This is a genomic window from Variovorax sp. 05L425 (assembly GCF_056397705.1).
This window is the reverse complement of sequence record NZ_JBFTNY010000005.1, coordinates 201,295-225,335: the sequence shown is the minus strand read 5'-3', so window position 1 is coordinate 225,335 and position 24,041 is coordinate 201,295. Positions and strand designations below refer to the sequence as shown.

The window sequence follows — 24,041 nt, the reverse complement described above, 5'->3', positions numbered from 1 at the left end:
CCCACCCCCTTGCAGGGGGCGCTGCCGGCGGCCCGGCGGAGCCGGTTCCGCGGCAGCCCGCGAAGGGTGGGCGCTTTGCGCCGCACCTTGCTACCTCGTGCTCCAGCCGCCGCCCAGGGTCTTGAAGAGTGTTACCTGGTTTTGCAGCTTCGATTGGCGTGCTTGCGCTGTCGCGAGTTGTGAGGTGTACAGGGAGCGTTGCGCGTCCAGCAGGTCGAGGCCGCTCGCGACGCCGTTGCGATAGCGGAGGTCCGACAGCTTGAAACGGATCTCTTCCGCGTTGGACTGAGCAATCAGGGCGCGGAGTTCATCGTCGAAGGTCGCACGGCCCGCGAGCGCGTCGGCGACCTCGCGGAACGCGTTCTGGATGGCCTTTTCGTACTGCGCCACGGCGATCTCGCGGCCTGCGCGCGCTGAATCCAGGGTCGCTTGATTGCTGCCCGCGTTGAAGATCGGCAAGGTGACCTGCGGTGCGAAGGTCCATGCCTTGGACCCGCTGCCGAAGAGTCCCGAGAACTCGGTGCTGGCGGTGCCGATCGACGACGTCAGCGTGACGCGCGGGAAGAAGTTGGCCCGTGCGGCGCCGATGTTCGCGTTGGCCGAAATCAATTGCTGCTCGGCTGCGCGGATATCGGGGCGTTCGGTCAACAGGTCCGAAGGCAGTCCGGCGGGCAGGTCCTGCATCGGCGCGAGGGCCTGCAGTCCTTCCGTGCTTCCTGTGGTGGCCTCGGGCGGCACCGGCGCGCCGAGCAGCAGTGCGAGCGCGTTCTCGTCCTGCATGCGCACGCGCTGCTGCTGCGCATAGGCGGCGCGGGCGGTTTCGGCCTGCGATTCCGCAAAGCGAAAGTCGATCTCGGAAGACACGCCGTTGTCGAATCGCATCTTCGTGAGCTTGAGCGACTCGTCGCGCGTCACCATCGTCTGCCGCGTGATTTCGAGCACTTCGTCGTCACCCAGCACCGCGAGCCAGCCGTTGGCGACTGCGGCAACCAGGCTGATCTGCACCGCCTTGCGCGATTCCTCGGTGCCGAGGTATTGCGCCAGTGCCGCATCCTTCAGGCTCGCGATGCGCCCGAAGAAATCGATCTCCCAGGACGTGATGCCGACGCCGACCGTGTAGACCGACGACACACCGGTCCCGACCAGCGAGGGCCGCTGACGCGTTTCGCTGGCGGCCGCATCGAGTGCCGGAAACAGCGCCGACCGCTGGATCTGGAACTGCGCGCGCGCCTGCTCGATGTTGAGAACTGCCACACGCAGATCGCGATTGTTGGCCAGTGCCATGTCGATCAGCTTCACGAGACGTGGGTCCGTGAAGTAGTCCTGCCACGCAATGGTCGCGGCCAGCGGTTGTTGCGCTTCAGCCGGCTGCGTATTCGGAAACACCGCAGGCACGGGCGCCGCCGGTCGCTCATAGGTAGGAATCAACGAACAACCGCTCAGGAAAAGAGCCGAGGCCGTCGCGACAGCGGCCAGGCTGGGGGTGTACTTACTCTTCATGGTTTTCCTCAATACCCGCAGCCTGCGCATGGCGCTTGTCCATCTCGTGCTGGCGCTCGCTGCCCTTGAACAGCGTGCGCACAACCACGAAGAACACCGGCACGAAGATCACGGCGAGTGACGTGCCGGTCAACATGCCGCCGAGCACGCCGGTGCCGATCGCACGCTGGCTCGCCGAGCCGGCGCCGGAGGCGAGCACCAGCGGCAGCACGCCCAGGCCGAAGGCCAGCGAGGTCATGATGATCGGACGGAACCGCAGGTGGGCGGCGGCCAGGGCGGACTCGATCACGCCCTTGCCTTGTGCCTGCAGGTCCTTGGCGAATTCGATGATCAGAATCGCGTTCTTCGCGGACAGGCCGATGATCGTGATCAGCCCGACCTGGAAGTACACGTCGTTGGAGTAGGAGCGAATCAGCGTCGCGAGCAGCACGCCGAGCACGCCCAGCGGCACCACCAGGATCACCGACAGCGGAATCGTCCAGCTCTCATACAGCGCGGCGAGGCACAGGAACACCGCCAGGATCGCGAAGCCATACAGGATGATGGCCTGCGAGCCCGCGAGCTTTTCCTCGCGCGATTGCCCGGTCCATTCGTAGCCGAAGCCGGCCGGCAGTTGGGCAGCGAGCTTCTCCATCTCGGCCATGGCGGCGCCCGAGCTGTAGCCCGGTGCGGCGGAACCCGAAATGCGGATGGCCGGATAGCCGTTGTAGCGCACGGTCTGTTGTGCGCCGGTGATCCAGCGCGTACTCGCGAACGTCGAGAGCGGCACAGGCAGGCCCTGGGCATTGCTCGCATTGAGCTTGAGCAGGTCTTCCGGCTGCATGCGTGCCGGCGCGTCGGCCTGCACCACCACGCGCTGCAGACGACCCTGGTTGGGGAAGTCGTTCACGTAGTTCGAACCGAGCGCTGTCGACAGCGTGGTGTTGATCGAATCGAAAGTCACGCCCAAGGCGTTCGCCTTGTCGCGGTCGATGTCGATCTGCAACTGCGGCGCGTCTTCCAGGCCATCCGGACGCACCTGCGTCAGCAGCGGGCTCTTGCTCGCCATGCCCAGCATCTGGTTGCGCGCGTTGACGAGCGCTTCGTGGCCCAGCCCCGCGCGGTCCTGCAGGCGGAAGGTGAAGCCGCTGGCGTTGCCCAGTTCGGGAATGGGCGGCGGGCTCAGCGGGTAGATGAACGCATCGCGCACGCTCGAGAGTGCACCGAAGGCGCGACCTGCCAATGCATCGGCGGAATGCGCCGGGTCCCTGCGCTGGTCCCAGTCCTTGAGCGTCACGAAAGCGAGACCGGCGTTCTGGCCCTGGCCCGAGAAGCTGAAGCCCAGCACACCGACCATGCTCTCGACTTCAGGCTGCTTGAGGATGTACTTCTCGACGTCCTTGATCACCGACAGCATGCGTTCCTGCGTGGCGCCCGGGGGCAACTGCACGTTCACGATGATGTTCCCCTGGTCTTCCTGCGGCAGGAAGGAGGTGGGCAGCTGTCGATACACCAGCACCACCGCGCCGATGATCGCTGCGTAGATCACGAGATAGCGTGCAGCACGCCGGAGGATGCGTGACACGAGGCTCTCATAGCCCTTGGCCGTGCGCGAGAAACCGCGGTTGAACCAGCCGAAGAAGCCCGTCTTCGCGTGGTGATGACCCGCTTCGACCGGCTTGAGCAGCGTCGCGCACAGGGCGGGCGTCAGCGACAGCGCCATGAACGCCGAGAAGCCGATCGAGGCCACCATCACCGCCGAGAACTGCCGGTAGATGTTGCCGGTAGAGCCCGCGAAGAAGGCCAGCGGCACGAACACCGAGATCAGCACCACCGTCACGCCGATGATGGCGCCGGAGATCTGGCGCATGGCCTTGCGCGTGGCTTCGAGCGGCGATAAACCTTCCTCGCTCATGATGCGCTCGACGTTCTCGACCACCACGATCGCATCGTCCACCACGATGCCGATCACCAGCACCATGCCGAACATCGTGAGCACGTTGATCGAGAAGCCCAGCGCGAAGAGGACGGCGAATGTCCCCAGCAGCGCGATCGGCACCACGATGGTCGGGATGATCGTGTAACGCCAGTTCTGCAGGAACAGGAACATCACGAGGAACACCAGCGCCACGGCCTCGAACAGCGTCTTGACCACTTCGCGGATCGAGATGCTCACGAAGCGCGAACTGTCGTACGGGATCACCCACTTCACGCCCGGCGGGAAGAAGCGCGCGAGTTCCGTCATCTTGGCGCGGATGGCCTTGGCCGAAGCCAGCGCATTGCCACTCGGCGCCAACTGGACACCGATACCGACGGCAGGCTCGCCGTTCAGGCGTGCGGACGTCGAATAGGCCTGGCCGCCGAGCTCGATGCGCGCGACATCCTTCAGCCGAACCGACGAGCCGTCGGTGTTGGCGCGCAGCACGATGTTGCCGAATTGCTCGACCGTCGTGAGCTGGCCGTTGACCACCACCGTCGCGGCGATCGCCTGGCCCGGCACATTCGGCAGGTCGCCGATGATGCCGGAGGACACTTGCGCGTTCTGCGCCTTGATCGCCGCATTGACATCACCCGGCGACAGGTTGAAGCCATGCAGCTTGGCCGGATCGATCCACACGCGCATGGAACGCTCGGTGCCGAACAACTGGGCCTGGCCGATGCCGGAGACACGTTGGAGTTCGGGCACCACGTTGCGCGATGCGTAGTCGCCCAGCGCGATCGGATCGTAGGCGGGGTTGTCCGAAGAAAGGATCGTGAACAGCAGGAAGTTGTTGCGCGACTTGTCGACGCGCACGCCCTGCTGCGTCACCGCGGCCGGCAGGCGCGGCGTGGCGCGGGAGAGGCGGTTTTGCACGTCCACCTGCGCGAGGTCAGGGTTGGTGCCCGTCTCGAAGGTGATCGTGATCGTGCCCGTACCGTCGGCCTGAGCGACCGACTCCATGTAGATGAGACCGGGCGAGCCGTTCATCTCGCGCTCGATCACCGACAACACGCTGTCTTCCAGCGTCTGCGCCGATGCACCGGGGTAGGCCGTGCTGATGACGATCGCAGGCGGTGCCACCGGCGGATATTGCGAGATCGGCAATTGCGTGATTGCAACGCCGCCCATCACGATGATGAACAGCGCGATCACCCATGCAAAGATGGGACGATCAATAAAGAATTTAGCCATGCGGGCGCGCTCCTTACTGCTTCGCGGCGGGAGCCGGAGCTTCTGCCGCGGCAGCAGGAGCTGCCGTCTCGACGGGCTTCCATGGCACCGCCTTCACGGCCGTGCCCGGCGGCATCATCTGCAGCTTCTGGAAGCCGTCGACCATGACCTGCTCGCCGGCCTTCAGGCCTTCGAGCACCACCCACTGGTTGTTCTGCGCGGCGCTGATCTTGACGTTGCGCTTGGTGAGCTTGCCGTCGGCTTCGACCACCGTGAGCGTGTCACCCTGCTGTGTGCGCGTGACCGCCTGCTGCGGAACCGTGATGGCGTTGGCGGCCTGCGCCTGCTCCAGGCGGACCCGCACATACAGCCCGGGAAGCAGCGTGCCGTTGGGATTGGGCACCTCGGCGCGCAGCGTGACCTGGCCCGTCGTGGCGTCGACCGTCAGGTCGGAAAACAGCAGCCTGCCAGGCAGCGGATATTCGCTGCCGTCCTCGAGCACCACGCGCACGCTGGCGGCATTCGCGCCGCTGGCGCGCTTGAACTGGCCGGCTTCCATCGCGCGGCGCAGCCGGAGAACGTCCGTGGCCGATTGCGTGAAGTTCACATACATCGGATCGATCTGCTGGATGATGGCCAGTTCGGTGGCATCGCTTTGGCCCACGAGCGCGCCTTCGGTCACCAGCGCGCGGCCGATGCGGCCGGAGATCGGCGCCGTCACGGCGGCGTAGCCGAGATTGATCTTGGCCGTCGTCAGCGCGGCACGGCTCACGCCCACGTCCGCTTCGGCCGTCTTCTGCGCGGCCACTGCATTGTCATATTCCTGCTTGCTGACGGCGTTGACCGCCACCAGCGGCTTGTAGCGATCGGCCAGCGCCTTCGCCTGCACTGCATTGGCTTCGGCACGCGCGAGGCTCGCCTCGGCACTGCGCGCTGCTGCAGCATAAGGAGCCGGATCGATGCGGAACAGCAACTGGCCGGCCTTCACGTCGCTGCCTTCCTTGAAGACACGCTCCAGCAGGATGCCGGCCGCGCGTGCGCGCACCTGGGACACCCGCGACGCTTCGAGCCGACCCGGAAGCTCGGTGATCAGGCCGACATTCGTCGGTGTGGCGACCACCACGCCGACTTCAGGCGGCGGTGGCGCCGCGCCGCCGTGCCCGGCCGGGGCATCGCCCTTGCCGCAGGCCGTCAGCGTGAGAAGCGCTGCGGCGGCGGCTGCAATGGCCGCGTTGCGCGGCGAAAACAATGGGTGGCGCGAGACATGCAGGACGGGCATGCGATTCCTTTGAAACGAGGACTGGGACGGCGCATGCCCGCGCGGTTGCCAAAGGCAATACGGCGAGGTCGGCCATCGGGAAAGGGCCGTAGTTTACATACATTCATGCATGTATAGTGACAGCCTTGCGCAGCGCAGTGAATTCTATAAAAGGGGACAAGGTGGTTCGTCGTACCAAGGAAGAGGCACAGGAGACTCGGCATCGCCTGCTCGATGCGGCCGAAGTGCTTTTCCAATCGCAGGGCGTATCGCAGACCTCGCTGCAGCAGATTGCCCAGCACGCCGGCGCCACGCGCGGCGCGATCTACTGGCACTTCAAGGACAAGGCCGATCTCTTCAACGCGATGATGGATCGCGTCACGCTGCCGCTGGAGGCCGCCGCGCAGAAGGTGGCCGGCGGCCCCGACGCGGATCCCGTTGAAGACATCGAACGGATGATGGTCGAGGCCCTGAAACAGATGACCAGCGACCCCCAGGTGCGGCGCGTGTTCGAGGTGGCCACGCACAAGGTCGAATACACGCACGACATGGAATCGGTGCACCAGCGGCACCTGGAAGCACGCAACGCCTGTGTGGTCGATTTCGAGAAGGCCCTGCTCGGCGGCGCCCGCCGCGCCCGGATCCGGATGCCGATTCCCGCGGCGGCGGCGGCGCAGGGGCTGCACGCGCTGATCAGCGGGCTGATCCAGGACTGGCTGCTGGATCCCGAGGCCTTCGACCTGGTGTCGACGGGGCGGCGGACGTTCCGGGTCTATCTTTCAGGGCTGGGGTTTGTGCGGCCTTTGGCGAGCGCTGGCTGATAGGCGATAATGCAAGGCTCCTGACACGGTCAGGAGACACCCATCTCGCTGTATTTCAACGGATAGAATTCGGCCCTCCGAAGGCTGAGATCCAGGTTCGATTCCTGGCGGCGGGACCAGTGACCTGAATCACAGCGTCTCACTAAGCATCAAAACCCGCACGTTTCCCCAGCGTAGCGGGTTTTTCTTTGCCTCAAGCTGATTCACGGCGTAGCATCCCATCGCAGACAAATACCGTCACTTTTGTCGGTATCTCGGAAAGTACCGATAACAAGATGCCGTCAAGGGGAAGCGATGGCATTGACAGACACGTTCGTTCGTCGGGCCCCGATCTGGGTGCCCTAGGACGGTCCCCAGCTCGCGGCCTATCTGTCAGAGGCTGACATCGTCTTTTACGGTGGGGCGGCTGGTGGCGGCAAGCCTGACCTGCTGATGGGCGTGTCGCTGACCACTCAGGATCACAGCATCCTATTTCGTCGTGAGGCTGCGGATGTCGATGCCCGGCGTTGGACCGTCATCGCCTTGCCGTTAAAGTCGGGCGCGAGCATCCGAGCCGGTTCACGTCCTCCCGCACGGTGGCAGCCCAATTCGGGCTGCCACTCAGACGCCTCCAGTCTGGAGAGAGCGACAACCCTGGCCACATCGCACGCGCTGGGCATGCCGGCGTTCGCTCGGCGCTTTAAGTGGCGGCTTCGAGCATGTCTTGAGCCAGCGTCTGCTGGTGGATGCTGGCTTGACTGGCACGGCGTTGGCCTGGTGCAGATTGCACTTCGAGGCCGTTGTGCGGGCTGTCTGGGCCGGGCAGAGCAAATGACCAATGGCTCGACACTGCGGATACCACCAAGGGGATGCATTCGTTCGTGCACAGCGGCTCCCAGGCGGTCGCACAAGCCTTGATGCCGTCGTACGCGAACGAGAAGTTGATGGCGGTCATCTGGAATCGCAATCTGATGCTGCTGTACACGGCAAACGCCGCGGTCATGGCAGCCCAAGACCCAGGCCTGATGCCCCGCATGCGCCCGCTGTGTGAAAAGCACGGCGCGTGCATGTCCCCACTTCCAAAGAGTAGGGCGCGCAACCCGCTGCGCGATATCAGTCGATACGAGCTTGAACGTCCGTGTCTTCATGCGCGTTGCTGACGCTGCCAGTGTTGATCACGGAGAGATACATACCTTGATCCTTGAGTACCTCATCCGTCAGCAAGCCGCGTTCGTGCAGGGAAACATACAGGGCAGCCGCATATGCTTGGCAGTTGATGGACCGATCGGGGTTAAAGGCAATATCTGAAAAGGCTTGGTATGCCAGCACTCCTTGCGCGAGCTCTGGGTGCTTGTGCAGCGCATTGATATACAACCAGTCGTAAAACCCGGTTCGCGGTTGCAGGCTCCATTCCATACCAAAAAAGCGGAAATTGACGAGGCGCCCATGCCGGACCAAACGCGGATCGCGCTTTGCGTCGATAGACTTCGCGTTCAAAAGATCGACGAACGGGCCGCCGTGCTCGAAAACCTTGCTTGCCTGGTACGCGCATTCCAAGCTGAACTCCCGTTCATGCTTGACCGTTCTGATCATCAGGTTGAAGGCACTCAGGCTCACCCCAATCTCGGTCGGAGACTTGCTTGAAATTTCCAGAACGTCACTGACCTTGATTTGCTTCTGCGCAGCCGCATGGAGTGATTCAATTGACTTGCGAGACTGGCTCAACGCCATACCAGGGAACCACTGGAACTCTACGTGATGGGTCGAGACCAGCAGCTTCCCGCTAAGTGACGGAGTAAAGATCGGTCTTGTAGCCATAACTATCTCCAGTGAACGTAGTCACTGCGTCCATCGAAATAACCGCCATTCAAATGGCACGCCACGTGCGGATACTGAGCAGTGAATTGCCCATAGGTATTCGACCTTTGAAAGTAGACACCTTTAATGTCGTCGGCCTTTGCTCCGTCGAGGAGCAGTACTTCCGCTTGCGGGTTTGTCGCGTAGTGATCAGGAATTTTGAGAGTGGCACGTTCGATGCGACCATAGTCGCCGAACATGGACTGCAGCGCGGCTAGGCCCTGCCGACGATCGATCGGAACATTAAACATCGACCCATCTCCAGCGTTTGTATCGCTGAATGCACACTTCGTTCGCCACAACAACGAGCGATCCAATTTGACGACTACCCACTCGACGCCCGGATGGTTACACCGGAGTCGATAGAACATTCTGTAGTTCGGGTAGCTGATGGTGGTGCAGATTGCGCCAGTGCCGTCGTACCTATCCGGGTCATTCTTGGAAGGTTGTATCCGGCCCGGACGCATGCCTCAATGGTCAACAAGCCTTTCTCCAGGATTGACGGCAGGTTGTTCAGGCGTGTGAAGTGGAAAAGCGATTTTATTCCACGCTGGTTTGCGAATTCTTCAATCGTTGAGGTCATGGCATCTCCGTAACGGCATGCGACGGGCGCATGTCAATGGCGATCTGTTGCTCGATCGAAATACCTCATCAGCCAGGAAGAAGTTGGCACCCAGGCACTTAAATTCCCCCCGGTCCTGGGATCGAAGCCAGAAGGGCGAAGCCATTCAAGTCGCGTCTCAACCACCATCTTGCTGACCGGGAGCCTCGCCTAGCCTTTGCCGGCTCCCTCTGTGAATCCAGGCGCTTCGGCAGCTAGCGGGCTCGTCGGCAGAGTCCTGCGGCACGAGTTCGCCGGCGAAGGCTTTGGCCAACAGCGCGGCGTCAAGCGGTCGGTGGCAGCCTGGGCCTGAGCGAGTCGAACTTCAAACGCGACGAAGTGGCCGCGTGTTTGGGTCATGGCCGCAAAATGCGATACGTCAATCACCAACGTCGGTCTTTCATGCCCCCGAAAGGAGAAATTTCCTTGGCAAACACGGATTCCACGCGATTAGCTGTTCTGATCGATGCAGATAATGCGTCGTCCTCGGTCGTCCAAGAGTTACTTGAGGAAGTTGCGAAGTACGGCACGGCCACTGTGAAGCGTGCGTACGGAGATTGGACAACCACCAACCTGACTGGTTGGAAGGCGCATCTGCATCGCCACGCGATTCAACCGATCCAACAGTTCGCGTACACACAAGGCAAAAACTCGACGGACTCGGCTTTCATCATCGATGCGATGGACCTGCTGTACGCCGGCAATGTAGATGGTTTTTGCATCGTCTCGAGCGACAGCGACTTCACGCGCCTTGCAACTCGCATGCGCGAGGCTGGGAAGGTGGTTTACGGCCTCGGCGAGCGCAAGACCCCGGAGCCCTTCATCGCCGCCTGCGACAAGTTCGTCTTTTTTGAGGTGTTGAAGAAGTCGCTCGAATCGGCCGTGACGCAACCTGTGCTCGATGTTCCCGACCTGAAGGAACTGTTGTTGCACGCGATCCGAGAGACGCTCCGGGAAAACGGTTGGACCCGCCTTGCCACTGTTGGGTCATACCTGGGCAAAAACCACACGTCGTTCGATTCGCGCAACTACGGTTTCAAGAGACTCAGCGAACTCGTCCGAAAGCAACCCTACCTCGAGGTTGCAGACGCTCCGGATGCGACCGGGTTTGTACACGTCGAAGTCCGTCCGAAATAGCCTCTGCAGGCGCTTTCAAAGCGCCGGGCCACTTCTGCTCAAAATCTGCGCGGGATGTCCAAAGGGCGGCGTCGTAGCGTCTGTTCGACGCAAATCAGAGGACCCGTGGCCCGAGAACACCCTGCTGCTGGAGGAACTGGGTGACCACTTCGCCGGACCGACGGAAGCGGCTTCGTCACGCCAATCTTCGCGATCTTCAACTTGCCTTCGCCGCTTATTCCTTGGCCTTGCCGCGAGTGAAGGCGGCGTCCCCGAACATTTCCACGTCGGCCTCCATGGCACGGAATGCGTCGCTCCCGGCAAAGGCGTCGACGTTCTTGCGAAATGTCTCATCTATCTTTACCTGTTGCTTCGCGGAAACGCTTCCCATCGCCGCAGCGGCTTTTCTGGCCTTGTCGTTTAAGTAAGCCCAGAGCGGACCCGGCAAGACGTAGTTCCGTGGGCCAACCAAGCCCTTATTCGCCTGAACCGCGGTCCCCTTCCAAGCATGCTTGTCTGGGCGGACCATCCCGAAAATCGCAAACCGACCCAACTTCGCGAACGTGAAGATGGTGGTCTTCCCGTGGCAAAGGTCCATCTGAATCGCGCGCGCGAGAAATCGGTTGATGTTCGGCGCCGCGTCCGCCGAGCCGCTCTCGATGATGATGTCCAAGGGCAGAAGGTGCTGTCGAAAGTCCCCAGGATGCGGATGCTTCCCGAGGAGGAACTCGCGCCAGACCAGCTCGGCTTCCCGGCACCGCTGCACGTCTTCGGGTTTCCAATCGCTATCGAACTTGTCCTGTTCCAAGGCGAGGCAAAGCAGGCGCCAAGAGACCGACGCGCAGAAGTGGAGCAGCCAAGGCCCATACGCCCGGGTCTTCGACGAGTCCTCCAAGTATGGGTAGAAGAGCAGACTGGCGAACGCTCGCTCATCCTTGCTAAATCGCTCCTCGCATTCCGCGCACAGCCAATGCTTCTTGATCCCGTCCTGGACTCGCAGGTTCGGTTCCGCTGTGCTTCGCAAATGCGAGCCTCCCGAGCTTTCGCGCTTCCATCGAAAGACGAAGGCGGGCAGGATGTGGCTTAGAAGGAGCGGTCGATTCTTGCCGCAAAGCCTGCACCGCTCTTCCACGTCAACTTCTGGGCCGAAAGAAGTCCCTGATATCGGCCGCTAGCGCGCCATCCATCCCGGAGGCGGCGAACAGGGCTTCGTCGAGGCCGCTGAAGGCGACCTGCGGCACGTCGATGTTGTTCATCACCGACGGGTCGCACGCAGAGGCGTTCTCGAAAAAGGACGAATGCTTCCGGCAGGATAGCGGCCGATCGACATAGACCGAGCACGCGCCCTGTGAATCCAGGAACGGGCAAGGCTTGCCCGCAAACTTGTCGCGCGCATGCCGCGGAGCGGCGGCGACCCGCGCCATGCTCCTGCCGCTCGCCTTCGCTAGCCGCTCGGCTTCCGCCTTCGTGATGCTGACGTTCATGTGGCAACAGGACGAGCACCCCTTCTTGCACGCCACGAAGGGCCCGCGGACGTTCGATAGATCCTCGGCCACTTGGTAGATCCGGTGCAGCTTGCTGCGGGTGGCCGCGTTCAAGCTGCGTACTTCCGCGGGCAACTTGTCCTCCGCGTCGAGCAACTCCGGCGGAATGGCCGACATGAAGCCGGCGCGGCGCGCTTCGGCGGCCTCGATTTCGCTCCGATTGGGTTGCTGCACTACCATGAACCCATCGTATCAGCGAGAAAGCTGTGAGGCATCCATGTTCTTAGGCATCGACGACAACACCGGATTGGTTTACGAGAGCGTGGGCTCGGTGCCGGACCGCCCGGTTCTGCCCATCCCGATGGTGTCACAGGCGAGGTTGATTGCCGACCGCTCCGACTGGGACAGACTGCCGGGCGGATACCGCAGCAGCCCTTTCACTTGGCTTTTTCGCGAGGATTCGTTCGACCCCGTCACTCGCACGCGCAGGGGCCGGCTCTATCAGTCGATGGCTAACGCGACCTATCCCGACCACAACATCCGCGTGATGCCCCACCCGTTTGAGGACCCCGGCGGCCGAAACACGGGCAGCGACGGGAAGCTCAAGCGTCCCCTTAACGTCCATGCCGCCGGCACGAGCCTGTTGGAGCAGCCGCAGCGGGGCCTCGGCGCCACGCTCGCCATAGGCAACAACTTGGCGACCTCGGCATGGCGGATCGTGGGAGTGGAGATCACCGTTTCCGACGACGTGATGCTCGTACTGCGCTCCATATCATCTTTCGGCCTCATGCCGGAGTTGGACACCCTCAAAGTCGACGAGCGTTTCCGCGTGGAGGTCGGTAGGGCCGTGCAGAAGGTCGTTGACTCGGCGTTCCGCGAGTCTGCCGTCGCGGTGGTCGATTGCTGCCGCGACGCGGCCGCCCTCGTCGCCTCCCGGTGGATCTGGCAGGAGACAGGCGACGAGTCGATTCTGCGGAAGGATCTGAGCAATGTCGCAGAGAGCTTAGCTGCCGCACCCCACAACAAGCGGGTGGCCGCCAACGCAGCGCGGACCCTCGCCATTCTGCATGCAAGAGGCAAGAGCAACGAGCAGTTCGACAAAGGCTTGAATCCGCCCACTGAGGAGGATGCCGAATACGCACTGCATGCAGTCGCGCTGATCCTGCGGGAGTTGGGGTGGGCGCGCTCTCGAGCCTGACCGCCGAAAGTGGTTGATGGCCCAAATGAGGGCGGGAAGATATCAGCGTCCTGCGGTTGCTGGTGAGCCAAGTTCGCATTCCGGGGGCGAGACCCGACGTTCGAGCACTTGTCTAATTTATCCCTATGAGGCCCTGTTGATGCGATGGCGCATCGGTATAGCGTTGCACCCGGCGGCGACCGGCCGTCGTTAGCTGCCAACTTGTCGCGTCGACACGGACCAGGCCGCATTGCTGCAGCAGCACCAGGGCCGTGTAGAGCTTGTCGGTCTGCCACGTTGCCCGGAACGGCCCGCTCCGGGGCGGGCCGAGTTCCAAGCCGTACTCGCCTTCGATGAAGTCGAACCGCAGCTTTCCGCCCTTCACCACAGCACGCTGCGAGGCCACCTCGCCGTAGCGAGAGAACACCCAGTCCATGACCAGCTCGCGAGTCCAGCTGGACAGGGACTGGTTCTGGAAGCGCTTGAAGGAGGTGTGCAGTGCCGTGAGGGATGTGCGCTCGGCCGCGATGGAACGCAGGGCTTCGGCATGTTGCAGCTCCCGCCGGATGAAGTTGCCGGTCTCGACGGCGCACACCGCCAGGCCGGTGACGGCGAGCCGCAACCAGCCGCCCGGGCCGTCTTGCCATTTGGCAGCCCTGAGCCTCTCGAGTTGCTCCAGGTAGAAGAACACGTCCGGCGCGTCTTCTCCCGTGGCCGTCGCCGCGAGCGACAGCGTTGCGTGATCGCCCTGCGACCGGACGAGGCTGGCGTGCAAGTCTCCGACCGTGGCAAGCCCGGCTTCGGCAAAGCTGTCCGCCACCGCGACGCCGATGGCATCGGCGCAGTCGATCGTACGTCGGCCCGAACGATCATGCGCCCTGACCCACGCGATGACGAACGCGAGCAGGGTTTCGAGCGCCATCCGCTGCAGCAGGCGCAGCTGCAGGACGGCCCAGATGGCCTGGCATTTCTCCAGGCCGGGCTGTATCACCGATCGGGCCGAAGGTGTAGTGCCGCTTGTCATCGCGGCGCGGATGGCCTGCTCGCCTTGATCGTTGTCGCCTTCGTCCAGTTGAGCGACGGTGTGCAGCACGAGGTGAAGGCTGCACCATCGCAGCGCGTCCCGCGGATCGCGGATCTCCCCCGTCGCGTGCGGATCTTCCGGGAAGAACGATGTGAGGAATGCTTGCTGCTCTTCAGCACTCGGCGGCGTGAGCACCGAGAGCGCAGGCCGCGCGCGCTCGACCTGCACCGCCGTGGCCTCGAGGCATGTCACGTCACGCAGCCATCGGTGGGCCTGGGGGGCACCCAGCTTGCCCTCGAACGCCTGCGCCAGGATTTGCCCGCGGTCGGTGCAGACCCAGTGATCGTTCAGGAACTTCAGGCCGTTGGTCAGGCTGGGCAGGTACTGGGGCGCGGACATGAGGCGCGCGTTCATGTCCCACTGGTCCATGGTGAGCCTTTGGACCGCACCGCCCTCTGTGAACGGCCGGGTCTTTCCGGCCAGCTCGGCTTCCAGGCCGTTGGCCCAGAGCAGCGCCAGCTCCATCTTTTCCATCGCCAGTAGCTGGAGCTCTTCGGCGGCGGTGCTGGTCAGGCCCTGCGCGGACGCCAGATGCCGCTGCACCTGCACTGCCATCCAGCACAGTGCGGAATACACGCCGATGTAGCGCACCACGTTGTTGAAGCCGGGAAACACCGTGTTGTAGAGACGCTCGTTCGTGGAAGCGAGATCCAGGGGGTCGCCCTGGCTGCGGGCGAGTTCGAGCGGCTCGGCATAGCGGGTGTTGTTCCATTCGATCATGGTGTCGTCCTCGGACTTGTCTGGCGGAAACGGAGGATGTCGTCCGGGTAGAGCAGCACGTGCGGCCGCCCGTTTCCGTGCAGCATCCAGCGCTGGTACGTGAGTTCCCTGCGCTCCGTGTCGCTGAAATGCTGGTAGCAGATGGGGCAACCGCCTGAGCGCACCTCGGCCGGCTTCAGCGCCTCAAGGCCGCGCGAACGCTCGGGCCAACGGCTCAGGGCGGCATGGATGGGCGCCATGGAGGCCGGCGTGCGCGGGTCGCCAGGCGGGCTGATCGCGTGCAGCAGCAACTCGTCGAGGGGCGGGGCCTGCGCCAAGTCCGCCACGCAAGCCATGGCGGTCGCGCGGAAGCGGCGGTCCATCCGCAGCATGAGTTCTTCGCGCATGCCCCGCGCCACCAGTTCCGCCACCTCGTTCTGCGCAAGCGGCCGGGCGGCCAAACGGCAGATCGCACCTCGCAGCTGCGCCAGATGCCGCTCCTGTGGGTCGACGAGGGAGGGCACGGCGGCGGCCGTAGCGGCCATCGCGCATGCCACCGGCAACAGGTCGTCGCGGATCTCGGTGGCGAAGCCGTAGCGGCTGATGCAATCGAGCCAGATCACCAGGACGCGGTGGGCGTCGAACCCTCCGGGCTCGCCGGCGGAACGCGCCAGGAACTGTGCCTGGGCGCGCTCCATATCCAGCGCGCAGACCGCCAGCACCAGAAACTCCGCGGAGGCGATCCCTTCGCGGCCGGCCTCAAAGGCTGTCCGAATGGCTTGGCAGGCCTTGAGCAACTGCTCCCGCTCCGCCTGAGCCTGCGGCGTGCGGGCCTGCTGTCGTGGCGGCTGCCGCTCGGGGCGCTGCTCGCCGTTCTCATCGGCGGGGTTGGCTTCGTCCAGCGCGATGCCGTTGGGCCCAGCCTCGCCACCTCTGACCTCGTGGTCGGACTCGGGAAACAGCAGGTCAAGCACCCGGGCGAGGAACGCGCCCGTGCGGCGGCCCAAGGTCGCGCCGGGCGGCATTCGCAGCCGGCCGAAACGCATCCAGTCCGCGTAGTTGAACGCCTCATCGAGTGCCCCGCCGTCTTCCTGCGCGGACTCGGTGTTTCCGCGGCCGCGGTGGGCCTGCCCGTGGATGGAATGGCCGCCGAGCGCGCGCAGGATGAGGTCGGTGGCGAAGCGGTAGTCGGACGCCGCTTGCCCGTTGGCCGTCGAGTGCGGGCTCAGCCGCACGCCATTGCGCACGGCCTGCAGCGCGCGCTGGTCGTTCACCCAGGCCCTGGCCCCGAGGCCTGATGGCCCGTGCACGTGCAGCACCAGGCCGTCGTGTGCCGAATCGACAGGCGCCGAGAGGTCCGCCTTGAGCAAGCCGTTAGCGTCGAGCGTCGTGCTGTCGCGCGCGATCTCGCCAGCCGCGCTGGCCAGGACCCATTCAACATGGGCCTGCGCTGAACCTTCGCCTAGAACCAGCGCCTCCAGCCGATTGCTGCCGACCAGGACCGCCTCCATCGTCCAGGCACAGGCAGGCTCGAAAACCTCCTCCTGCGGCACGAAGTTTTCGGGTTCGCAGGATTCCCACCGGAAAGGGGATGCGGCCGCCCAACGTGCGAGGCTGACTTCTACGTTCTTCGTGGATTGCAAGCTTTGGAAGGTGGCGTTGACTGAGCCGCTGACCACCCACGCGCCGTCGTCCGTCTCGAACTCGAATACTTTGGCGTGGAGAGGTTGGCCCCGTTGGCGGTCGACCGGAGCGACAAAGGCGGCACCGTCGTAGGCTTGCGGGTTGCAGGACACGGTACCGAGATGCGCGATGCGCAGGTCGCTGGCGCCAACCGCATGATGGAGTGCGCGCACCGCCGCACCGTCCCTGGAGTGGAAGGGCGCTAGGACAGTGAGCGTGCGGGTCAGGCGCCCGTCCAGGCGCAGCAATTCTTCCACTTGCTCACTCGCGGAACGCTCGAGCGTATGGATCAGGGTCGTGACCCGCCGTGGCCCGGCGGCAAGCCCTTCGCTGTGGCGCAGCCAGCTCGCTGCTGAACCCAGCATGTCGGCGGCGCGCGGCGATGTGGAGCGGCACCGCTCAGCGAGCATTCGTAGGAATGATTTGAGTTGCGCGGCCACTGCGGGCTCCGACGATAAATCGGTGACGTCGAGGCATTCCAGCTGATGCGCCAAGCCTGAAGCGGTGAGATTGCCGCTGCCAACGCACAGCACTTGGCGATCGTCGGCATCGAGCAGCGCGATCTTGGGATGGAAGATGCCGCCACCAGGCGCGCGCATGGGCGCGACGGCATAGCGCGTGCCGATGTGCTGCGCGTACGAACCCATGGTCGATGCCGCGAGCGGCCCGCCGTCGACTAGCACGTGGATTTGACATCCCTCGGGTCTAAACGCGGCCTGAAGAATGGTGGCCTCGAAGAATGCGGGGTTGAAGGTGTAGGTGGTGAAAAGGGCCCTGCGCGGTTTTAACTCACGCAGTAGGCCGATCAAGCTGTGCGACATCTTTTTCTCTCCTCCTTAGGGCAGCGGGCACGACACTCGGGGCGATGATGCAGTATGGCCAGACTCGATTTGAATGACGCTGATCATCAGGGTGGGTTCGACTTGCCTTCAGGGGCTGCTTTGGGCAGCCCAAACGCGCCACCCGTTTCTGACTTGCGCTGAGCGTTGAAGCTCAGTGCAAAGAGTCGCCGACCCCATGTAGGGTTCGCGCGATTCCCGAGCGCCGGGAACACTCTCGGCCATGGCCTCAATTCCCACGGGCAAGAAGCCCGCTACGCCGAAGAATGGCACCAAGCCCGCACCCAGGAAGCAGGCTGTGGGCGTTCCCGTTCGTGCCAAGACGACGCCCGCCACCGAACGCGCTGCGCCAAGAACTTCACGGCCCGACCAGTCCGCGGCCCTCGAGCCGCGCCAGCAGCGCTTTGTCGATGAGTACCTGATCGACCTCAACGCGACTCAGGCAGCCATCCGGGCTGGCTACAGTCCCAAGAACGCCCGGGTGATTGCTTCTCAAAACCTGTCAAAACTTAACATTCGGGCCGCAATCGCAGAGGCCCGCTCGAAGCAGCAGAAACGCACTCAGATCACCGCCGCCAAGGTGCTCCGCGAAGCCTGGAACATCGCCATTGCCGATGTCCGCGAACTGGTGCAGATCAAGGTCGGATGCTGCCGCCACTGTCATGGCGAAGGATTCCGGCGCCAGCGCACAATCGCCGAGCACTACCACGACCGCGAGGCATGCGCCAAGAAGGGTGGCCTGCCGGCCGAGTTCGAGGACGAAGGCGGCGTCGGCTTTGATTCGCTGCGTCGGCCGAACCCGGGTTGCCCGGAATGTGGAGGCGACGGCCAAGCGCGCACGGTCATCACGGACACCCGCGGCCTGTCTCCCCAGGCCGTAGCCGCTTACGCCGGCGCCAAACAAACGAAGTTCGGCATCGAGGTCCTGCTGCACTCAAAGGACGCCGCGCTGGAAAAGCTCTTCAAGCACCTGGGCCTCTACGAGAAGGACAACCAGCAGCGCGTCGATCCGCTGGCCAGCCTCCTGCTCACGATCGCCCGCGGAAACTCCAGCAGTTTCAAGCCGGTGGAGCGAGACCCCGAGCACGACGAGAAGGACTGAAGCGATTGCGATTTCAGATCGGGACGGTGACCTGCTGCTTCCTCAAGTTGGCCGGTTGGTTCCTACGTCGTTGAGTCAGTCTGATTGAACATCGCCTCCAGCGCGGTCTCTTCCTTGCGCTCCCATGGCTCCACGTTTGCCCCGTGTTCCGATTTCGGCAGGACATCTCATCGAACCTACGCCACAAAGTGCAGCCTATTTGCGACGCTCAGTGCGGGATGCTGCATCTGTGGCGATGGAATCGCTTGTCTGCGCGGTCAGCGCCGCGCAAAATCCGCTCCCAGCAATGGCAAATTGCGGCCGCGAGGCCAATCAACTAAGGGGGCGAGCGCCGAGATGCTGACAGCACCGGTGACTCGCTTTCCCGTCGACTCATTCCGACCACTTCGGTAGGAGAGTCGTCGCTCCACTACCCGCTCTGACTGCTCGCAAAGTGCGTGATCGATCGCGATTGCAGATCGGGACGGTGACCCGCTGCTCCCGCTCACTCATGACGAAGTTGGCAGGTTGGTTCCCTACGTCGTTGGTCCAGTCTGCTGCGGAACGTCGCTTCCAGCGCGGCCTCTTCCTCGCGCTCCCACGGCTCCACGTTTTTCCCGTTTTCCGGTTTCAGCCACCTACGTCCCGATGGCGCGCGGCTGGGTGTACCTGGTGGCGGTGCTGGACTGGGCGAGCCGCCGGGTTCTGGCCCATCGTGTGTCGATCACGATGGAGGCAGACTTCTGCGTGGAGGCATTGCAAGAGGCTACCGCGCGCTGGGGCGCGCCGCAGATCGTCAACACCGATCAAGGTAGCCAATTCAGCGGCGCTGATTTGTATGCGTCTGGCCGTGGCATCTTGAGGTGACGTGGCCGGTGGCTGAGCATCGCGTCCATGATGGACATGGTGGATGCGGCTTGGGCAAAGACAGTGGTGGTTGCCTCGCGCTGGCTCGGCGTCGTCGTGCTGGCCGTGTTCGTTGTCGTTCGATCGGCGGCCGTCTGTGCCCGGCTTCGGGGGTCTGCCTGGTCGAGCTCAGGCGCGGCAGCAACGATTCGTGGACGAAGACCGGATCGACCTCAGCACCGTTACACTTGAAAACGAAATCAACTCGACTGCGCTGCGTGTCAAGGCAAGGAGACACGCACATGGCTGAGGAGAAGCACGGATGACACCAGAAGCCAAGGCCCGCCAATTGATCGACCAAAAGCTGGAGCAAGCCGGCTGGATCGTGCAGGACATGAGGCAACTCAACCTCTCGGCGGGTATAGGTGTAGCCGTTCGCGAATACCCCACCGACACTGGACCGGCCGATTACGTGCTGTTTGTCAATCGTAGCGCCTGCGGTGTGATCGAGGCCAAGAAGGACAGCGCCGGTGAGAACCTCACCGTAACTGAGGTCCAGACCGAGCGCTACGCCACCGCCAACCTGAAATGGCGCAAGGACAGCACGCCGCTGCGCTTCCTGTTCGAGGCTACCGGACAGATCATCCGCTTTACCGACAACGCCGACCCCGCACCGCGCTCGCGCGAGGTCTTCCACTTCTTCAAGCCTGAGCAGCTTGCCGAATGGCTGGCGCAGCCGACTACTTTGCGCCGCCGCTTCGTCGAAAGCATGCCGCCGCTGCCCGAGCGCAATCTGCGTGACTGCCAGATCAGCGCGGTCACCGGCCTGGAGAAATCGCTGGCCGCAAACCGCCCGCGTGCGCTGATTCACATGGCCACCGGCGCCGGCAAGACGTTCACCGCAATTACTGCTGTCTATCGCTTGCTCAAGTTCGCTGGCGCCAAGCGAATCCTGTTTTTGGTCGACACCCGCAATCTCGGCAAACAGGCGCACCAGGAGTTCATGGCCTACACGCCGCCGGACGATGGCCGCAAATTCACCGAGCTGTACAACGTGCAGCGGCTGGCATCGAGTAGCATCGACCCGCATGCGCAGGTGTGCATCAGCACCATCCAGCGTATGTACTCAATCCTCTCCGGCGAGCCCATCGATGAGTCGGCCGAGGACGTCTCGCTCAACGAACTGCAGCAAACCGCCAAACAGGAAAAACTGGTCCGCTACAACCCGACCATCCCGGTCGAGGAATTCGATTTCATCATCATCGACGAGTGCCACCGCAGCATCTACAACCTGTGGAAGCAGGTGCTCGACTACTTCGATGCCTTCCTGATTGGCCTCACCGCCACGCCCGACAAGCGCACCTTCGGCTTCTTCAACGAAAACATCGTCGCCGAATACAGCTACGAGGATTCGGTGGCCGACGGGGTCAACGTGGGCTACGACGTCTTCGAGATTGAAACCGAGATCACGCAGAAAGGTGCTGAACTCAAGGCTAAAGTGTGGGTGGATCATCGCGACCGGCAGACGCGCAAGAAGCGCTGGGCCGAGACCGAGGACGACAACACGTACACCGGCAAGGAACTTGATCGCTCGGTGGTCAACAGCAGCCAGATCCGCCAAGTTATCCAAGCCATGAAGACGGCGGTAGAAACGCAGATCTTCCCCGCGCGCAAGGAAACGCCCAAGACCCTGATCTTCGCCAAGACCGACAGCCATGCCGACGACATCATCAACATCGTCCGCGAGGTCTACGGTCAGGGCAACGCATTCTGCAAGAAGGTCACCTACCGCGCCGAGGAAGACGCCGACAGCATCCTGAGCAGCTTCCGCAACGACTACAACCCTCGCATTGCCGTGACGGTGGACATGATTGCTACGGGCACTGATGTGAAGCCGCTGGAAGTGCTCCTCTTCATGCGCGACGTGCGCAGTAGGGGTTACTACGAGCAGATGAAAGGCCGCGGCGTGCGCAGTCTGGATGCCGACAGTCTCAAGCGCGTCAGCGGTAGCGCCGAAGGCGCCAAGACGCGGTTCGTGCTGATCGACGCGGTTGGCGTCGAAAAGTCCTGCAAGACCGAAAGCCGCCCGCTGGAAAAGAAGCCCGGCGTGGCACTCAAAGACCTGCTGCAAGGCGTGGCCTTGGGGCATCGCGACGACCATACGGTGCTGTCACTGGCCAACCGCCTAGTGCGCCTGAGCAAGCAGCTCGACGACAAGGCGAAAGCGCGCATCGAAAAGATTAGCGGCGGTATTCCCGTCGGCGAGCTAGGCAAAGCCCTGATCAGCGCGCTGGACCCGGACGCTATCGTCCAGACCGCGCTCGCCACCGCAAAGGCCAAGGGCATCACCCGCAGCGAAGACACGTTGCTGCCGGAAGAGATCGCCGCCGCCCGCGCCGGCCGCGTGGCTGCCGCCTGCGCACCTTTCGACAAGCCCGAGCTGCGCGACGAGATCGACGGCGTCCGGCGCGAGCGCGAGCAGCTGATCGACCACATCAATCTCGATCAGGTCACCTTCTCGGGCTTTTCCGACCAGGCCGAAGCTCAGGCCGAGGGCGTGATTCAGCGATTTGCCGACTACATCCGCCAGCACAAGGACGAGATCGCCGCCCTGGGCTTCTTCTACCAGCAGCCCTACCAGCGCCGCGCGCTCACCTTCGACATGCTCGAAGAGTTGCACGAGCGTTTGAGCCGGCCGCCGATGATGCTCACCACCGAGCGCCTGTGGAACGCCTACGCCCGCGTGCAGGCGAGCCAGGTGAAGGGCGCCACCGGCCGCCGCCAGCTCACCGACCTGGTCAGCCTGCTGCGCTTCGCGCTGGGGCTGGATGGCGAGGGCGCCGAACTCAAGCCCTTTGCCGACGAGGTGGACCGCCGCTTCCAGGTCTGGATCTTCCGTCACAACGCGCAGCGCGGCACCTCGTTCACGCCGGAGCAGACCGAATGGCTGCGCTTGATGAAGGACCACATCGCAAGCTCATGCTCGATTGCGCGCGAGGATTTTGATTACGCCGAGCTTGCCGACAAGGGGGGCTTGCAGAAAGCCTGGGGTCTGTTTGGCAAGGAACTGGATGCGCTGATGAATGAGATGAATGAGGAGTTGGTAGCGTGAGTGAGCACCTTCCCGAAGGTTGGCAAGCCTCTTGTCTTCAAGAGATCACCTCCGCGGTTGGAGGTGGCACACCGCCGAAGTCCGACCCCAGATTCTGGATGGGCGGAGCGATTCCGTGGGTTTCGCCCAAAGACATGAAGGCGAACGTAATTGCTGGCAGCGAAGATCATGTGACCGAGGCAGCCTTAGCTCGACTCAGCGTGGTGCCTGCGGGGAGCGTGCTCGTCGTCGTTCGCTCAGGGATCTTGTCGCGGACGCTGCCCGTAGCACGAACGACGGTTCCCGTCACAGTGAACCAGGACATGCGCGCCTTCGTGCCCCTGTCCGACATTTCTAGTTCGTTTCTCGCTTGGCAGTTGATTAGCCGAGAACACGAGATCTTGGACAAGTGCTCGAAAGACGGGACGACAGTTGCAAGTATCGAAGGTTCGGCACTTGCTCAGTTCCCGCTAGTGGTTGCGCCTGCCGGAGAGCAATCCCGCATCGTCGCCAAACTCGAAGAACTACTGTCCGATCTCGATGCCGGCGTGGCGGAGCTGAAGGCCGCGCAGAAGAAGCTGCAGCAATACCGCCAGTCCCTGCTCAAGGCTGCCGTCGAAGGCGCGCTCACCGCCCCCTGGCGCGAAGCGCAGCGCCAGCGCGGTACCACCATCGAGACCGGCGCCCAACTGCTGCAACGCATCCTCACCGAACGCCGCGCCCGTTGGGAAGCTAAACAGCTCGCCAAGTTCAAGGAACAAGGCAAAGCCCCGCCCCAAGGCTGGCAGAAGAAATACCCCGAGACGGTGCAGCCGGATACCACCGATTTGCCGAAACTGCCTGAGGGGTGGGTGTGGGCGAGCATTGAGCAGATTTCAGAGATTCAAGGAGGAATCCAAAAGCAGCCGTCACGGGCGCCAATCAAGAACAAGTATCCATTTCTTCGAGTGGCTAACGTAGCACGTGGAAAACTCAAACTACAAGATGTACATGAAATTGAGCTTTTTCAGGGCGAGCTTGAACGTCTTGCATTGGTCGCCGGCGATGTGCTCATCGTCGAAGGTAATGGGAGCCTCACCGAGATTGGGCGCTGCGCATTATGGGACGGCTCAATCGAGAACGCGGTTCACCAAAATCATTTGATTCGCGTGCGACCCATGGGTGTCGTCAGCCAATTTGTAGAGACATGGCTTAACTCATTGGGCGGCATTGAAATATTGTCAAGACTAGCTGCAACCACGAGTGGTCTGTATACGCTCAGCGTTAGCAAGATCTCCAAGATTTCTGTTCCGATTGCTCCCCGTGCAGAACAAGAAGTCTCCATGCGGGTACTCATTGACAATCTTTCGGCGCTGGATGTCCAAGAGCAATCAGTTGAGCACTCGCTCAAGCAATCCGCTGCCCAGCGCCAAAACATCCTCCGCGCCGCCTTCGCCGGCCAGCTGGTACCGCAGGACCCGAACGACGAAACGGCCAGCGTGCTGCTGGAGCGCATCCGTGATGAGCGAGCGGAGCGCGCCAAGCAGCCCAAGGTTCGCCGCATCAAACAAGAAAAGGAGATCGCCGCCGTGGTGAAAAAACTGATCGACGTGCTCGAAGAAGCGGGCGACTGGGTGCCGGCGCAAGAAGCTTTCCGCCGCTGCGGCGTGGCCGACGGCGCGCTGACCGAGCGCATCGAAGAGCTGTATGCCGAGCTGCGCAAGCTGGACAAGGCGGGCCGCCTGGCGGTGGAGGCGGTTACCAATGCGCAGGGCCGCAAGCTGCACGACAAACTCAAACTGCTCGCTGGCTGAGC

At 63.0% G+C, this 24,041-nt stretch carries 18 protein-coding genes, 1 tRNA gene and 1 pseudogene; 11 read left to right on the top strand and 9 right to left on the bottom strand.

Going from position 1 to position 24,041, the window contains the following annotated elements; genetic code table 11:
* Positions 1-90: 90 nt before the first annotated feature.
* The 3 genes from AC1DN9_RS08440 to AC1DN9_RS08430 are packed head-to-tail and all read right to left on the bottom strand — an operon-like array spanning position 91 to position 5,909.
* Positions 91-1,500, bottom strand: a complete 1,410-nt coding sequence (locus AC1DN9_RS08440) for an efflux transporter outer membrane subunit (RefSeq protein WP_478099075.1) — start codon at positions 1,498-1,500, stop codon at positions 91-93.
* On the bottom strand, positions 1,490-4,651 hold the full coding sequence (locus tag AC1DN9_RS08435; protein WP_478099073.1) for an efflux RND transporter permease subunit: 3,162 nt from the start codon (positions 4,649-4,651) through the stop codon (positions 1,490-1,492). The genes AC1DN9_RS08440 and AC1DN9_RS08435 overlap by 11 nt, the downstream gene beginning before the upstream one ends.
* A gap of 13 nt (positions 4,652-4,664) precedes the next feature.
* Positions 4,665-5,909, bottom strand: coding sequence for an efflux RND transporter periplasmic adaptor subunit (locus AC1DN9_RS08430; protein WP_478099072.1), 1,245 nt, complete (start codon positions 5,907-5,909; stop codon positions 4,665-4,667).
* Positions 5,910-6,070: 161 nt separating this feature from the next.
* Here AC1DN9_RS08430 and AC1DN9_RS08425 point away from each other — a divergent pair, with 161 nt between their 5' ends.
* The 5 genes from AC1DN9_RS08425 to AC1DN9_RS08405 all read left to right on the top strand — a co-directional run bounded on the left by AC1DN9_RS08425 (position 6,071) and on the right by AC1DN9_RS08405 (position 7,848).
* Complete coding sequence (locus tag AC1DN9_RS08425) at positions 6,071-6,709, top strand: TetR family transcriptional regulator (RefSeq protein ID WP_478099070.1); 639 nt, start codon at positions 6,071-6,073, stop codon at positions 6,707-6,709.
* A 44-nt stretch (positions 6,710-6,753) separates the two neighbouring features.
* Positions 6,754-6,828 (top strand) — tRNA-Arg (locus AC1DN9_RS08420).
* Positions 6,829-7,215: 387 nt separating this feature from the next.
* Positions 7,216-7,392 carry a transposase gene (locus AC1DN9_RS08415; RefSeq protein WP_478099068.1) on the top strand — a complete coding sequence of 59 codons (177 nt, stop codon included), beginning with the start codon at positions 7,216-7,218 and terminating at the stop codon, positions 7,390-7,392.
* A gap of 38 nt (positions 7,393-7,430) precedes the next feature.
* Positions 7,431-7,523 carry a hypothetical protein gene (locus tag AC1DN9_RS08410; protein ID WP_478099169.1) on the top strand — a complete coding sequence of 31 codons (93 nt, stop codon included), beginning with the start codon at positions 7,431-7,433 and terminating at the stop codon, positions 7,521-7,523.
* 34 nt (positions 7,524-7,557) lie between these two features.
* A complete protein-coding gene (locus AC1DN9_RS08405) occupies positions 7,558-7,848 on the top strand; it encodes a DUF6988 family protein (RefSeq protein ID WP_478099066.1) in 291 nt (96 codons plus the stop codon).
* Here AC1DN9_RS08405 and AC1DN9_RS08400 read toward each other — a convergent pair.
* Together AC1DN9_RS08400 and AC1DN9_RS08395 are read right to left on the bottom strand one after the other, a co-directional pair.
* Positions 7,802-8,506, bottom strand: coding sequence for a DarT1-associated NADAR antitoxin family protein (locus tag AC1DN9_RS08400; RefSeq protein ID WP_478099064.1), 705 nt, complete (start codon positions 8,504-8,506; stop codon positions 7,802-7,804). The two genes, AC1DN9_RS08405 and AC1DN9_RS08400, sit on opposite strands and share 47 nt — an antisense overlap.
* 2 nt (positions 8,507-8,508) lie before the next feature.
* A complete protein-coding gene (locus AC1DN9_RS08395; RefSeq protein WP_478099063.1) occupies positions 8,509-9,012 on the bottom strand; it encodes a DarT ssDNA thymidine ADP-ribosyltransferase family protein in 504 nt (167 codons plus the stop codon).
* A 560-nt stretch (positions 9,013-9,572) separates the two neighbouring features.
* Here AC1DN9_RS08395 and AC1DN9_RS08390 point away from each other — a divergent pair.
* Positions 9,573-10,283, top strand: a complete 711-nt coding sequence (locus AC1DN9_RS08390; protein ID WP_478099062.1) for an NYN domain-containing protein — start codon at positions 9,573-9,575, stop codon at positions 10,281-10,283.
* 214 nt (positions 10,284-10,497) lie between these two features.
* Here AC1DN9_RS08390 and AC1DN9_RS08385 read toward each other — a convergent pair whose 3' ends face one another.
* Together AC1DN9_RS08385 and AC1DN9_RS08380 are read right to left on the bottom strand one after the other, a co-directional pair.
* Positions 10,498-11,070 carry a hypothetical protein gene (locus tag AC1DN9_RS08385; protein WP_478099060.1) on the bottom strand — a complete coding sequence of 191 codons (573 nt, stop codon included), beginning with the start codon at positions 11,068-11,070 and terminating at the stop codon, positions 10,498-10,500.
* Between the two features lie 325 nt (positions 11,071-11,395).
* On the bottom strand, positions 11,396-11,923 hold the full coding sequence (locus AC1DN9_RS08380; RefSeq protein WP_478099059.1) for a YkgJ family cysteine cluster protein: 528 nt from the start codon (positions 11,921-11,923) through the stop codon (positions 11,396-11,398).
* On the opposite strand from AC1DN9_RS08380, the gene AC1DN9_RS08375 reads away from it, so the two are divergent.
* Positions 11,913-12,944, top strand: coding sequence for a hypothetical protein (locus tag AC1DN9_RS08375; RefSeq protein WP_478099057.1), 1,032 nt, complete (start codon positions 11,913-11,915; stop codon positions 12,942-12,944). The two genes, AC1DN9_RS08380 and AC1DN9_RS08375, sit on opposite strands and share 11 nt — an antisense overlap.
* A 112-nt stretch (positions 12,945-13,056) precedes the next feature.
* On the opposite strand, the gene AC1DN9_RS08370 is transcribed toward AC1DN9_RS08375, so the two are convergent.
* Together AC1DN9_RS08370 and AC1DN9_RS08365 are read right to left on the bottom strand one after the other, a co-directional pair.
* Positions 13,057-14,727 carry a hypothetical protein gene (locus tag AC1DN9_RS08370; RefSeq protein WP_478099055.1) on the bottom strand — a complete coding sequence of 557 codons (1,671 nt, stop codon included), beginning with the start codon at positions 14,725-14,727 and terminating at the stop codon, positions 13,057-13,059.
* Positions 14,724-17,210, bottom strand: coding sequence for a phospholipase D-like domain-containing protein (locus AC1DN9_RS08365; protein WP_478099053.1), 2,487 nt, complete (start codon positions 17,208-17,210; stop codon positions 14,724-14,726). The genes AC1DN9_RS08370 and AC1DN9_RS08365 overlap by 4 nt, the downstream gene beginning before the upstream one ends.
* A 241-nt stretch (positions 17,211-17,451) precedes the next feature.
* Between AC1DN9_RS08365 and AC1DN9_RS08360 the strand changes: the two genes are divergently transcribed.
* From AC1DN9_RS08360 to AC1DN9_RS08345, 4 genes and pseudogenes are all read left to right on the top strand, one after another.
* Entirely contained in the window at positions 17,452-18,330 is an 879-nt protein-coding gene (locus tag AC1DN9_RS08360; protein WP_478099051.1) for a terminase small subunit, read from the top strand.
* 615 nt (positions 18,331-18,945) lie between these two features.
* Positions 18,946-19,140, top strand: a pseudogene (locus tag AC1DN9_RS08355) (DDE-type integrase/transposase/recombinase); the annotation flags it as partial.
* Positions 19,141-19,477: 337 nt separating this feature from the next.
* Entirely contained in the window at positions 19,478-22,267 is a 2,790-nt protein-coding gene (locus AC1DN9_RS08350) for a type I restriction endonuclease subunit R (protein ID WP_478099049.1), read from the top strand.
* Positions 22,264-24,039: a restriction endonuclease subunit S gene (locus tag AC1DN9_RS08345; RefSeq protein WP_478099047.1), complete on the top strand. Its 1,776-nt coding sequence runs from the start codon at positions 22,264-22,266 to the stop codon at positions 24,037-24,039. The genes AC1DN9_RS08350 and AC1DN9_RS08345 overlap by 4 nt, the downstream gene beginning before the upstream one ends.
* Positions 24,040-24,041 lie beyond the last annotated feature (2 nt).